13 protein-coding genes are annotated in these 12,432 nt (G+C 69.8%); 10 read left to right on the forward strand and 3 right to left on the reverse strand.

The genetic code is table 11. The features are described 5' to 3' along the window. Positions 1–33: 33 nt before the first annotated feature. Both BIU96_RS03280 and BIU96_RS03285 read right to left on the reverse strand, forming a co-directional pair. Positions 34–1,041 (reverse strand): TerC family protein, encoded by a 1,008-nt coding sequence (locus BIU96_RS03280; RefSeq protein ID WP_071291191.1) that lies wholly within the window; start codon positions 1,039–1,041, stop codon positions 34–36. A gap of 107 nt (positions 1,042–1,148) precedes the next feature. Then, positions 1,149–2,621 (reverse strand): MFS transporter, encoded by a 1,473-nt coding sequence (locus BIU96_RS03285; RefSeq protein WP_071291192.1) that lies wholly within the window; start codon positions 2,619–2,621, stop codon positions 1,149–1,151. Positions 2,622–2,764: 143 nt separating this feature from the next. Between BIU96_RS03285 and BIU96_RS03290 the strand changes: the two genes are divergently transcribed. Together BIU96_RS03290 and BIU96_RS03295 are read left to right on the forward strand one after the other, a co-directional pair. Further along, on the forward strand, positions 2,765–4,342 hold the full coding sequence (locus BIU96_RS03290; RefSeq protein WP_071291193.1) for a phospholipase D-like domain-containing protein: 1,578 nt from the start codon (positions 2,765–2,767) through the stop codon (positions 4,340–4,342). A gap of 62 nt (positions 4,343–4,404) precedes the next feature. Beyond that, positions 4,405–4,833: a hypothetical protein gene (locus tag BIU96_RS03295; RefSeq protein ID WP_071291194.1), complete on the forward strand. Its 429-nt coding sequence runs from the start codon at positions 4,405–4,407 to the stop codon at positions 4,831–4,833. Between the two features lie 36 nt (positions 4,834–4,869). On the opposite strand, the gene BIU96_RS03300 is transcribed toward BIU96_RS03295, so the two are convergent. Beyond that, positions 4,870–5,259, reverse strand: coding sequence for a hypothetical protein (locus BIU96_RS03300; protein ID WP_139199738.1), 390 nt, complete (start codon positions 5,257–5,259; stop codon positions 4,870–4,872). 186 nt (positions 5,260–5,445) lie between these two features. On the opposite strand from BIU96_RS03300, the gene BIU96_RS03305 reads away from it, so the two are divergent. From BIU96_RS03305 to BIU96_RS03340, 8 genes are all read left to right on the forward strand, one after another. Then, positions 5,446–5,679: a PLD nuclease N-terminal domain-containing protein gene (locus BIU96_RS03305; protein ID WP_071291196.1), complete on the forward strand. Its 234-nt coding sequence runs from the start codon at positions 5,446–5,448 to the stop codon at positions 5,677–5,679. A gap of 52 nt (positions 5,680–5,731) precedes the next feature. Continuing rightward, a complete protein-coding gene (locus BIU96_RS03310) occupies positions 5,732–7,198 on the forward strand; it encodes an SDR family NAD(P)-dependent oxidoreductase (RefSeq protein ID WP_071291197.1) in 1,467 nt (488 codons plus the stop codon). Positions 7,199–7,378: 180 nt separating this feature from the next. Then, complete coding sequence (locus BIU96_RS03315) at positions 7,379–8,848, forward strand: DUF6421 family protein (RefSeq protein ID WP_071291198.1); 1,470 nt, start codon at positions 7,379–7,381, stop codon at positions 8,846–8,848. Next, on the forward strand, positions 8,845–9,513 hold the full coding sequence (locus BIU96_RS03320) for an SDR family NAD(P)-dependent oxidoreductase (protein ID WP_071291199.1): 669 nt from the start codon (positions 8,845–8,847) through the stop codon (positions 9,511–9,513). The genes BIU96_RS03315 and BIU96_RS03320 overlap by 4 nt, the downstream gene beginning before the upstream one ends. Positions 9,514–9,522: 9 nt before the next feature. After that, positions 9,523–10,596: a low specificity L-threonine aldolase gene (locus BIU96_RS03325; RefSeq protein WP_071291200.1), complete on the forward strand. Its 1,074-nt coding sequence runs from the start codon at positions 9,523–9,525 to the stop codon at positions 10,594–10,596. 233 nt (positions 10,597–10,829) lie between these two features. After that, on the forward strand, positions 10,830–11,282 hold the full coding sequence (locus BIU96_RS03330; RefSeq protein ID WP_139199740.1) for a hypothetical protein: 453 nt from the start codon (positions 10,830–10,832) through the stop codon (positions 11,280–11,282). Positions 11,283–11,402: 120 nt separating this feature from the next. After that, the gene (locus BIU96_RS03335; protein WP_139199742.1) at positions 11,403–11,951 is read left to right on the forward strand and encodes a hypothetical protein; all 549 of its coding nucleotides are present in this window, start codon (positions 11,403–11,405) and stop codon (positions 11,949–11,951) included. Then, positions 11,948–12,391 carry a hypothetical protein gene (locus BIU96_RS03340; RefSeq protein ID WP_071291203.1) on the forward strand — a complete coding sequence of 148 codons (444 nt, stop codon included), beginning with the start codon at positions 11,948–11,950 and terminating at the stop codon, positions 12,389–12,391. Before BIU96_RS03335 ends, BIU96_RS03340 begins: the two co-directional genes overlap by 4 nt. The last annotated feature ends 41 nt before the right edge of the window (positions 12,392–12,432 follow it).

Consider the following 12,432-nt stretch of genomic DNA (forward strand, 5'->3'; position numbering starts at 1 on the left):
CGCCTCCAGTCCGTCTGCGGAGACCCCGGAACGTCAGTCGGACGCCCGGGCGGTCTCCTCGTCGGCCGGGGCCGGATCCCGCCGCATCTTCGCGAGGCTGGCGACGGTCGACACGGCCATCGCGACGACGATCACCACGAGGGAGACCCAGGTCGGGATCTCGGGCGCCCACTCGATGTGCTCCCCGCCGTTGAGGAAGGGCAGCTCGTTGCCGTGCAGTGCGTGCAGGACGAGCTTGACGCCGATGAACGCGAGGATGAACGCGATCCCGTACTTGAGGTAGACGAGCCGCTCGAGCAACCCGCCGAGCAGGAAGTAGAGCTGCCGCAGGCCCATCAGCGCGAACACGTTCGCGGTGAAGACGATGAACGGGCTCTCGGTGATGCCGAAGATCGCCGGGATCGAGTCGAGCGCGAACAGCAGGTCCGTCGTGCCGATCGCGATCAGGACGATGAGCAGCGGCGTGAAGTGCCGGACGCCGTCCTGGTGCGTGCGGAACTTCATCCCGTCGAACGTGTCGGTGATCGGCACACGACGGCGCAGCAGCCGCACGATGAAGCTGTCCTTCTGCTCCTCGTCCTCGTCCTCGCCACGGAGCTGCTGGATCGCCGTCCACACGAGCCACGCGCCGAAGATGTAGAAGATCCACGAGAAGTTCTCGATCAGCTGCGCGCCGACGAGGATGAAGATCCCCCGCAGCACGAGCGCGATGATGATGCCCAGCATGAGCACCTCTTGCTGGATCTTCTTCGGCACCGAGAAGCGCGCCATGATGATGACGAACACGAACAGGTTGTCGATGCTCAGGCTGTACTCGGTCAGCCAGCCCGCCAGGAACTGCCCGGCCGGCTCACCACCGGCGAAGACGAACATCGCGACGGCGAACACGAGCGCGAGGCCGACGTAGACGCCGACCCAGATCCCGGACTCCTTGAGCGTCGGGACGTGCGGGCGGCGGGCGACGATGAGCAGGTCGGCGAGCAGGATCACGACGAGCGCGACGATCGACCCGACTTCGAACACGACGGGGAGCTCGGGCATCCGGAGCCTTCCTTGCAGAGTGAGAGTTCACGCAGCCACGTGGACAGCGGAGTCCAGTGTCCCCGATGATTCGCCCACCCGCGAACCGGTGGCCGTCCCGCGCGCACCTACACGGACGCTTCGGTCCCCCGCACCTTCCCCACCACGACGTCGACGACGCCCGCGAGCAGCGCCGCCGCGACGAACCCGAGGGACACCCCGAGCGCCAGCGGCAGCCCCTCGGAGTAGTCGCCCCGGGAGTCGGCGAGCGACGAGTAGAAGACGCTGCCGACCGCGGCGATCCCGATCGCGGACCCGACCCGGGCGCCGACCTGGATGAGACCGCCCGCGGATCCGCCCTGCTCGACCGGCACCTCGGACAGCGTGAGCGTCTGGTTCGGCGAGATGGTCAGCCCCGAGCCGACGCCGGCGACGAGCAGCGGGATCACGAGCCACCACCCGAGGTCGGGTTCGTAGTGGTTCGCGACGACCCAGATCACGCCGCCGAGACCGAGCAGGACGAGGACCGTCCCGACGACGATGAGCTGCCGCCCGAACCGGTGCACGACCCGTCCGCCGACCGTCGAGGCGACGCCGGATCCGATCGCGAAGGCCACCGACGACAGGCCGGCCAGCAGCGCCGAGTAGTGCAGCCCGGACTGCAGCGCGAGCGTCAGGACGAAGAACAGCGGAGTGAACCCGGCGAAGTAGACCGTCGCCAAGCCCACCCCGAGCGTGAACGAGCGGCGGCGGAAGAGCCGGAGGTCGATCACGGGCTCCTTCGTCCGCTGGTACCGGCGTTCCCAGAGCACGAACAGCACTCCGAGCACGACGGCGACCACGACGAGCCACCACTTCGCGCTGCCCTTCCACTGCTCGGACTGCACGAACGGCAGCAGCAGGGCGACCACCGCAGCCCCGAGGAGCGCGATGCCGACCGGGTCGAAGTCGTGCTTGCGCCCGGCTTCGGTCCGCTGCGGCTTCGGCAGGTACCGGAAGGCCAGGAGGATCGTGACGAGTCCCACGGGCAGGTTCACGAAGAAGACGAACCGCCACCCGTTCTCGGTGCCGAAGGCCGTGATGAGCAGCCCGCCGACGAGGGGGCCGATCGCCGTGGCGATGCCGACCGTCGCGCCGAAGAGCCCGAAGGCCGTCCCGCGTTCCTTGCCGCGGAACAGCTGCTGGATGAGCGCCGTCACCTGCGGGGTGAGCAGGCCGCCGGCGAGGCCCTGCACCAGGCGGGCGACCACCAGCACGATGCCGTTCGGGGCGAAGCCGCAGAGCGCGCTCGCCACGGTGAAGAGGCCGACCCCGATGACGAACATCCGGCGGCGTCCGGTGGCGTCACCGAGCCGTCCGCCGGGGACGAGCAGCAGGCCGAAGGACAGCGCGTACCCGGACAGGATCCACTGCACCGCCTCGGGTGAGGCGCCGGGGAGCCCCTTCGAGATCGACTGCAGGGCGACGTTGACGATCGACACGTCGAGCAGCACGATCCCGCCGCCGAGCAGGCAGATGACGAGTGCCTTCCAACGGTTCGGGTCCGGCTGGTCGGTGGGAGCCGCGTCGGGCTCGGCGGAGGTGCGGTGTTCAGCTGTCATGACGCCTTCACGGTAGGCGCGGCCCTGTCCCGCGTCCGCGGGGAGTGCGCTTCCCGTCCGACTCGCAGGGCGATCTGAAGACCTCTACAGCACCCTGCCTCCCCGGTGGTGCCGTCGACGACCCCGCCCCGTAGTCTCCAGGAGTGCCCACCGACCCGGCCCACTGGTTCCTCGCCCGCCACGAGCGCGGCAACACCGCCACCGAGGTGCACTCGGGCAGCGGTGACGGACCCGCGTGGTCGGAGGGCAACCTCGTCCGCCCGCTCGTGCACGGCGGCCCGTACTTCGAGCGGCTCCACGCCGAGCTGTCCGCGCTCGGCCCCGGCGACCGCGTGTGGTTCACCGACTGGCGCGGCGACGCCGACGAACGACTGCTGCCCGACGGCCCGACCATCGGGGACCTGCTCGCCGACCGTGCACGCGCGGGCGTCGAGGTCCGCGGGCTGATCTGGCGTTCCCACGGTGAGCGGGTCTCCGCCTCGCTCAGCGCCCGCTCGAACGAGATGCTCGGACGGAAGATCAACGACGCCGGCGGCGAGGTCCTGCTCGACCAGCGCGTCCGCGTGTTCGGATCGCACCACCAGAAGTTCTTCGTCATCCAGCACCACGACGACCCCGCCCGCGACGTCGCCTACGTCGGCGGCATCGACCTGTGCCACAGTCGCCGTGACGACGCCGACCACGAGGGCGACCCGCAGCACGTCTCCATCGACGCCCGCTACGGCGAGCGCCCCGCGTGGCACGACGCCTCGATGGAGCTGCGCGGCCCGGTCGTCGCCGACGTGCTCGCGGTCTTCGCCGAGCGGTGGGACGACCCGCACCCGCTCGACCGGAGCCTGCCGTACCGGATGCTCCTGCAGCGCCTGACCCGGATGCCCCGCCACCCGGAGCCCCTACCCGAGCGGACTCCCCCGCCGCCGCCCGCCGGTGACCACGCCGTCCAGCTCCTCCGGACGTACGGGGTGAAGCGTCCGCCGTTCCCCTTCGCACCGCAGGGAGAGCGGAGCATCGCCCGGGCCTACGCGAAGGCGTTCCGGACGGCGAAGACGCTGATCTCCATCGAGGACCAGTACCTCTGGTCGCGCGAGGTCGCCTCGGGCATCGCCGAGGCCCTCGAGCGCAACCCCGAACTGCGCGTCATCGTCCTCGTTCCCCGGTACCCGAACTCCGACGGCGCCCTGAGCGGCCCCCCGAGTCGGCTCGGCCAGATCGACGCGTTGCAGACCCTCCGCCAGACCGCGCCGGACCGGGTGGGCGTCTTCGACCTCGAGCACGAGTCCGGCCGGCCGATCTACATCCACGCCAAGGTCTGCATCGTCGACGACGAGTGGTTCACGATCGGGTCGGACAACTTCAACCGCCGCTCGTGGACGTCGGACAGCGAGCTCACCTGCGCCGTGGTCGACTCCGGCGCGGGCGACGGGTCGCTCGCGCGGGACCTCCGGCGGCAGCTGTGGGCGGAGCACCTGGCGACCACGCCGGACGACCCGCGGCTGGACGGCACCGGCACCGAGCTCCTCGCGCTCTGGCGGTCCCGGGCCCGCGCGCTCGACCACTGGCACGAGGACGGCGAGCCGGGGCCGAGGCCGCCCGGTCGCATCCGGCAGCACCACACGGAGCCGGTGTCGGCGCTGCAGCGGTTGTGGGCTGCGCCGGCTGCGAGGCTCGCGGTCGACCCCGACGGGCGGCCCCGCCGGTCGCGCGGGTCCACCCGGTTCTGACCGACCACGCGCCTCCAGGCCGTCGTCGACGAACGCCCACCGCCGCCACATACGGTGGACGTGTGGGGGCTCGCGAGGACTGGTGGGACGATCCGGGTGACGACCTGGACCTCGGCCGACGGCGAACCGCGCCGGACCGCCCGCGTCCGTCGCCCGGTCTGGCCGACTTCGTCGCCTCGGTCCTGCTCCTGGGCGCGGCGGTCCTGGCCGGTTCCGCCGCCTGGTTCGCCGTCGTGATCGGGCAGCTGGCGTTCACGGCGTGCGCGGACCCGTCCGCGCGGTGTGACGTCGACGGCGGCGAGGCCGTGCGGAACTGGCACCTCGTCGGCACCCTCGTGGTGCTGGTGGGCGGGATCGGCGGGACAGTCGCTCATCGCCTCCGAGGACGGACGGGGTGGCCGCCCGCACTGGCGACGCTGCTCGGCGTGGTCGTCGTGTTCGTCATCGCCGTGGTCGCGATCCAGGTGCTGACCGACGGTCGCTCGGGCTGAACGGACCCGGCTCCGATGTCGGCGTCGCGACCCGGGTCAGAACCAGCGGAGGACGAACTGCTCCAGCACGTTCCGTGCGACACCCACGACCCCGTGCGCGGGCTCGCCCGAGTCCCGCCCGAGGGACCGGCGCAAGGCGGTCTGTGCGGCCTCGTACTCGCCACGCTCCTCGCCGGAGAAGTCGTCGGGGGGCGTGGTTCGGACCGCGGTGATCGCGGTGAGTCGCCGGAGCCCGTAGCGGAAGCCGATCGGTCTCGGAGCGGCCCCGATCATCTGCACGAGCTGCTCGTGCCCGAACCGATCGGCGGACCCGGTCGCCTCGGCGATGAAGTCCGTCAGCCCGCGGAGTCCCGCGTCGGAACCGACGAACCGCACCTCGACGAGCCGCGCCCGACTGCAGAGGTCGTACAAGAGTGCTTCGTCCACCGGTGTCCCCCACTTCCCGATCGTCCGGACCGAGCCTGCCACGAGCGGCGCGGACCGCGAGTGCACGGCCCCCGCGCGCCGCACCGCCCCTCGCGATGTCATCCGACCGGTGGACGATGCCCGAAGCGCCCAGTCCTATCGTGGGACCGCGCTGCTGCGCGAGGAACACGACAGAAGGGGAACGCGATGCTCGAGAACCTGGCCGGCGCACACCTGCTGATCATCCTGGTGATCCTGGCGCTGGACGCGCTCGCCCTGGTGCAGGTCTGGCGGGACCGTCGACGCAGCGACGTCGTTAAGGTCCTCTGGACCGTGGTGATCATCGCCCTCCCCGTGATCGGCGTGCTCGGGTGGGCCGTCAACTGGCTGTTCGGACGCGCGGCCGACCGCCTGAACCGGTCGAACGGCCCCGCCGCCTGACGCAGACGCCCGGTCGCAGGGCATCCGGAGTCTCGATCTCGTAAGATTCCGTGTGATCTCCGAGCGCGCCGACCCCAGCGGCATCTCCCCCGCCGACCTCAGCGTGACGCTGCAGGTCCTCGAGCAACTCACCGAGATCGACGAGACGCACCCCGACTTCATCCGCGTCCGACAGGCCACGGCGAAGATGTTCAAGGCCGTCAAGCGTGCGCACCGGCTCGAGAAGCGAGCGGTCATCGCCGCCGCCGACCGCCAGGTCATCGCCGCCACCGCCACCGGGGCCGCCGACCGGATCGACGACGAGACCCGCGGTGTCCCGATCAGCAGCTCGAGCGCGACGTCCACGGCCGGCACGCTGCTGAAGGCACGCCCCTGCTACATGTGCAAGCAGCAGTACACGGTGGTCGACGCCTTCTACCACCAGCTGTGCCCCGCGTGCGCTGCCCTGAGCCACGCGAAGCGCGATGCCCGCACCGACCTGACGGGCAAGCGCGCGCTGCTCACCGGCGGGCGCGCGAAGATCGGCATGTACATCGCGCTCCGGCTGCTGCGGGACGGCGCACACACCACCATCACGACGCGGTTCCCCCGCGACGCGGTGCGGCGGTTCGCCAGCCTGCCCGACTCCGCGGAGTGGATGTCCCGCCTCAAGGTGGTGGGCATCGACCTGCGCGACCCCGCCCAGGTCATCGGGCTCGCCGACGACGTCGCGGCCTCCGGGCCCCTCGACATCCTGGTCAACAACGCCACGCAGACGGTCCGGCGGTCGCCGGGGGCGTACCAGCCCCTCGTGGACGCCGAGCTCGCACCGCTGCCGGACGGACCGCTGCCGGAACTCGTGACCTTCGGCCACACGAACGACCGGCACCCGCTGGCACTCGCTCGGTCGGTGACGGCACACCCGATCCTCGCGGCCGCGGCTGCCCGGGCGGACGAGCTCACCGAGCAGGCGATGGCCCCCGGCTCGAGCTCGCTCGAACGCCTCGCGACGGGGACCGCGATCGACGCCGGCGGACTGGTCCCGGACCTCCACGACGCGAACTCGTGGACGCAGCGCGTCGACGAGGTCGACCCCCTCGAGATGCTCGAGGTCCAGCTGGCCAACACGACGGCGCCGTTCGTCCTGATCTCGAAGCTCCGTCCCGCGATGGCCGCGAGCGCCGCACGCCGCACCTACGTAGTGAACGTCAGCGCCATGGAAGGCGTGTTCGGCCGCGCCTACAAGGGAGCGGGCCACCCGCACACGAACATGGCGAAGGCCGCGGTGAACATGCTCACCCGTACGAGCGCGCAGGAGATGTTCGAGACCGACCGGATCCTGATGACGAGCGTCGACACCGGCTGGATCACCGACGAACGACCGCACCCGACGAAGGTGCGACTGGCCGAGGAGGGGTTCCACGCGCCGCTCGACCTCGTCGACGGAGCCGCCCGTGTCTACGACCCGATCGTGCGGGGCGAAGCGGGCGAGGACCTGTTCGGTGTCTTCCTGAAGGACTACGCGCCCGGCTCCTGGTGACCACGGAACGCTCCGTCCGGCGAATCCGTGCGCGGAGAGTCCGACTTCGGGCGCAGCACCCGGGAACGCGCACGATTCCGCCGGGGATGAGCAACCATCCGTCCGCCGCTCTTCCCTAGGCTCGTCGCAAGCACGATCCCGCCGCACCGCCGCGGCCGACCCGATGACGGGAGGTTCGACATGTCGCAGTTCGTCCAGGGGTTCACACAGGACGCCATAGTCGGTGAGCCCGAGGTCGTCGAGGACCGCCTGCCCGTCCGCGCGGTCGCCACCCACCCGGCGTGGCTGCGGCTGAAGGCCGCCGTCGTGTCGTTCCGTGCGCTGCAGACGGCCGACGGCTCGGTACCCGACCCGTCCGATCACGGGGCCGCTTCCGAGGACCTGGCCACGATCCTCCAGGCCGTCGCCGAACTGGCACCGTTCTTCCCGCACGATGCGGCGTACCTCGCCGCCGTCCAACGTGACTTCGCGCGGTGGGAGGACCAGGGGTTCGGCGTCCCCGACTTCCTCGACTCCCTGAACGAGTTCCAGCCGCAGCAGCACCGCGTCGACGGGCTGGGCCACCTCGTCGTGTTCCCGATGTACACGCAGAACGGCAGTTCCTCGCGCCTCGTCGAGGCCCTGCTGGTCGAGGTGATCTGGCCGGAGTTCATCGCGGAGCTCGAGGCAGGCGACCACGGCAACGCGCTCTTCGTCGCGCTGCGGTTCGTCGACTTCACCCCGGGCTACGACACGAACTCGGCGGTGCTGTTCCCCGAGACGGTCGCGATGCGGGAGATCCCGTCGTTCACGTGGGGCGCGATCTTCCAGGACCGCGAAGCCGCCCGCTACCGCAGGGTCGTCCGCGCCGCGGCGGAGATCACCAAGCTGGAACTACCGGACGCCGCCGCCGCGATGCTCGACGACCAGCAGCTCACCGAGCGGGTCTTCGTGATGTGGGACATCATCCACGACCGCTCGCACATGCGCGGCGATCTGCCGTTCGACCCGTTCATGATCAAGCAGCGGATGCCGTTCTTCCTCTACTCGCTCGAGGAGCTGCGCTGCGACCTGACGGCGTTCCGCGAGTCGGTCCGCCTGGACCGGACGCTGTCGGCGGTCCCCGACGACGAACTGTCCGCGGCGCAGCGGGAGATCCGCGACCACGCACGCCTGGTGCAGTACGCGGTGGTGTTCGACCGCATCTTCCGCTTCGCGATCACCGGCAGCCGCGTCCGGAACTACGACGGGCTCGGCGGCCAGCTCCTCTTCGCCTGGATGCACCAGCACCACGTCCTGCACTGGACGGACACGCGGCTCGCCATCGACTGGGACGAGGTGCCCGACGTCATCATCGCCCTGAGCGACGAGATCAACGAGCTGTACCGGCGGTCGATCGACCGGCCGAAGGCAGCGCACTGGCTCGCCGCGTACGAGATGCTGACCCGCACGCTCACGCCGCACCCCGCGTCGGCCTGGGCGCGTGGACTGCCGGACGAGACGCTCGCCGGACTGCCGAAGGGCTACACGGACGCAGTGCTCGACGACGAGTTCCCGCTGTCGATGTTCTACGAGGCGCTCAACAAGAAGATGGCCGCGGTCATCGCGTCGACGGCCGGGATCACCGGGGCGTCGTCTGTCGCGTCTGCTCTCGTGGCGGACGCCGCGTGAGCGGCGGGTCCCTCGCCGGCCGCCTGGTGCTGATCGCCGGAGCGACCAGCACCAGCGGCGCGGCGGTCGCGCGGGCACTCACCGCCGCCGGTGCGGCCGTCGTCGCGGTCGGCACCAGACTCGACGCCCTGGAGGCACTGCGCGCGTCCGTCCCGGGTGTCACCACCCACACGTGCGACCTCTCGGACCTGGGTGCGGTCACCGCACTGGCCTCCGCCGTCCACAGCGCTTCCGGCCGCGTCGACGGCCTGGTCCACCTCGTCGGAGGGTGGCGTGGCGGCGGCGGTCTGGCCGGACAGACGGACGAGGACTGGGACTTCTTCGACGGGGCATTCCGCACCCTGCGGAACACGACCCGCGTGTTCTACGACGACCTCGTGGCCTCCCCGGCCGGGCGCCTGGCGTTCGTCTCGTCGACCGCGGTCGACTCCCCCACCGCCGGCGCCGCCAACTACGCCGCCGCCAAGGCCGCATCCGACGCCTGGGTCCGTGCCGTCGCGCAGGGCTTCGGGAAGGACGCGCCGGGTTCGGCGGCAGCCACCCTGTTCGTCGTCGGGGCGTTGTCCGGGCTCGAGCAGCGACTCGGTGACGAGGTCGTCCGGCTCTGGTCGGAGGCGCCCTCGGACGTCAACGGCGCCAGACTCCCCCTCTCCCCGTCTCCCTAGGATGAACCAGTGACCCTTCGACTCCACGACCTGGACCTGCGGGGCTTCGCCTCCGACAACTACGCCGGCGTCCACCCCGAGATCCTCGACGCGATCGCCGCGGCCAACGCCGGCCACCAGATCGCCTACGGCGAGGACGTCTACACGGCACGGCTGCAGGAGGTCATCACCTCGCACTTCGGGCCGCAGGCCCAGGCGTTCCCGGTGTTCAACGGCACCGGGGCGAACGTCGTCGGGCTGCAGTCGATGCTCCCGCGGTGGGGCGCCGTCGTGTGCACCTCGACCGCGCACATCCACACCGACGAGGCCGGGGCGCCCGAGCGCGTCGCGGGGATCAAGCTCCTGCCCGTCGATGCCCCGGACGGCAAGCTCACGCCCGAGCTGATCGATCGCGAGGCCTGGGGCTGGGGCGACGAGCACCGGGCCCAGCCGCTCGTGGTCTCGATCACCCAGACCACCGAGCTCGGCACGGCCTACTCCGTCGACGAGATCCGGGCGATCGCCGACCACATCCACCCGCTCGGCATGACGCTGCACATGGACGGTGCGCGCATCTCGAACGCCGCGGCCACGCTCGGGGTCCCGCTCCGATCGTTCACGACCGACGCCGGCGTGGACGTCCTGAGCTTCGGCGGGACGAAGAACGGCATGCTCTACGGCGAAGCGATCGTCGTGCTGAACCCCTCCGCCTCGGAGGGGCTGCACTACCTCCGCAAGATGAACATGCAGCTGTCGTCGAAGATGCGGTTCGTATCGGCGCAGCTCATCGCCCTGCTCACCGACGACCTCTACCTCCGCTCCGCTTCGCACGCCAACGCCATGGCGGCGCGGCTCCGTGATGCGCTCGAGGCCGGCATCGCCGACGGCAGCATCCGCGGGGTCGCCTTCAGCCAGGAGACCCAGGCGAACGGGGTGTTCGCGACGCTGCCCGCCGGTGTGGCCGAGCGGCTGCGTGAGCACTTCCGGTTCTACGACTGGGATGCCAGCCGGAACGAGGTGCGGTGGATGTGCTCCTTCGACACGACGGAGCAGGACATCGACGACTTCGTGGGGGCGTTGCGGGCGGAGCTCAACGCCGCCTGATCACGCCGTGAGGCGTTCCCCACCTCGACGGGTCGCCCGACTCGGCTCGTAGTCGGGTGCGGCGGCGGCGGCGGACGTGACGTGAACCGTCGGCGCTAGCCGCGGTGGACGATAACGGATCCATAACGAGCATGTGAAATGTGTTCTTCTGGTGTTTCATGTTCCGGTAGTTTCCCCAGAGAGCTTCTCGACGACGAGAAAGGGGAAAGCTCGTGCGACCAACCAAACGGCCGATGCTGACACTTGGCGGAACAATGCTCACGGCGATTGCTCTGACCGGATGCGCAACAACCAGTGCTCCATCAAGGTCGAGCACGCCGACGGTCAGCTCGACCGCCTCAGCCGAAGACGCGCTCGAAGTGGACACATCGATGTCCGCGGCGTGCGGGCAGCTGTCAGCACTCTTGACCGTGCAGGAAAACGCACGAGCCGATAAAGCAGCCGGAGTCATCGGCGATGAGGCCTACCGGGCTCAACTCGATGCGGTGCAATTCGGCGTCGAGCAGATCCCGACCATCCCGGAACCTCAGAACTCATTCGGTAACGCGGGTGCCTACCTATCGAGCTTGGGTGATACCGCGTTCGATCCGGGCGCGACCGAGTGGGGTGAGCTTGTGGACAGGCTCGGTGCCGAGTGCCAGGCGTCCGAGAGCCCCGTCGGGATCAGCAGGACGCAGGGCGGCTAGCGCCACAGATTCACACCCCCTGGGGCTTCGACGCCGCAGCGCGCACGGGCAGACACTCGAGCGCCTGCTTTTGTCATGCCACCAGGCTCGATTTCTGATGCGCTCAATGAGGAGTAACACGTGCACAAGACATCCACTGTTCTGGTCGGCGTCACGCTGGCGTTAACGCTCGTGGCTTCCGGAGTCTCCGCCGCGATCGCGGCTGAACGAGATCCGATGCCCGAGCCGAAGATCACGGGAGGACCAACGAGCTTCTACTCGCAGGACCAGATCCCAGCGGTGTGGGCAGCGGCGACCCAAGCGGTTCCGGATCCCTTGCCGGCGGGGTTCGACTACCCAACGGAGCCTCCGGCGTTGCTGCGTGGGGACACGACAGCGGAGAACGTCTACGAGAAGGGATTTCCGGAGCACATCGCTGCCCGATACTGGCGCTGCGCATGGCTCGACCACGCGCTTTCCGCAACCACGTCTCGTGCCTCCAAGATGCAGGCAGCGCGGGACGCGATCGCCCGATGGGACTCATTCTCGGCCGTGACCAACTTCGACGGCCTGTCGGATTACGACAGCAAGATGCATGCGCTCGCTGAAGAAGTCGGCAAGTCGCCCTTCGAGACCGAGTTCAGCGTGGACTGCGGCTCGGACCTGTACACCCCGGGGAGCAGCAAATGAGCATCCGCAAGACTGCTGGCTGGTCGAGCCTGAGCGCTCTGATCCTCAGCGCAACCCTCCTCTTCACCTTGTCGACTCCAGCGACCGCGGCCAGTTCGGCGATCAGCGGGACGATCACCCCGTGCGGGCACAATCAGTACTACGCGACAGGCCGCGTGAATGCCCTGAACCAGAACAGCGCTTTCTTCAAGGCGACGAGACTGGGCCCTTGCGGCACCAATACCCTCACGGTGGGATTGCGAGGGACCAAGGGGGCCGCCGCGTCTCATGCCAAGGTCACCGTGACGAACACGTCATCAACGTTCAAGTTCAAGGCAACGAACGGCGCCTCCTACATCTCTGGCGGCACGTTCTACGTGACTGGACACCAGGCCGGGGCTTGCGGACCGTGCACCGGCTCCTTCGCGGGCAACCTCACGTACAGCGTCCCCGCCGGCTGAGCCGGGGCCGAGCGCGCACGTCCGATCGAGCCGTCCAAGAG

The organism is Curtobacterium sp. MCBA15_008 (assembly GCF_001865065.1).
GTDB lineage: Bacteria > Actinomycetota > Actinomycetes > Actinomycetales > Microbacteriaceae > Curtobacterium.

Bases quoted from the DNA above. Each gene is read 5' to 3' on its own strand.
- BIU96_RS03280 (WP_071291191.1), bottom strand. From the start codon at position 1,041: ATGCCCGAGCTCCCCGTCGTGTTCGAAGTCGGGTCGATCGTCGCGCTC.
- BIU96_RS03285 (WP_071291192.1), bottom strand. From the start codon at position 2,621: ATGACAGCTGAACACCGCACCTCCGCCGAGCCCGACGCGGCTCCCACC.
- BIU96_RS03305 (WP_071291196.1), top strand. From the start codon at position 5,446: ATGCTCGAGAACCTGGCCGGCGCACACCTGCTGATCATCCTGGTGATC.
- BIU96_RS03315 (WP_071291198.1), top strand. From the start codon at position 7,379: ATGTCGCAGTTCGTCCAGGGGTTCACACAGGACGCCATAGTCGGTGAG.
- BIU96_RS03330 (WP_139199740.1), top strand. From the start codon at position 10,830: ATGCTGACACTTGGCGGAACAATGCTCACGGCGATTGCTCTGACCGGA.
- BIU96_RS03340 (WP_071291203.1), top strand. From the start codon at position 11,948: ATGAGCATCCGCAAGACTGCTGGCTGGTCGAGCCTGAGCGCTCTGATC.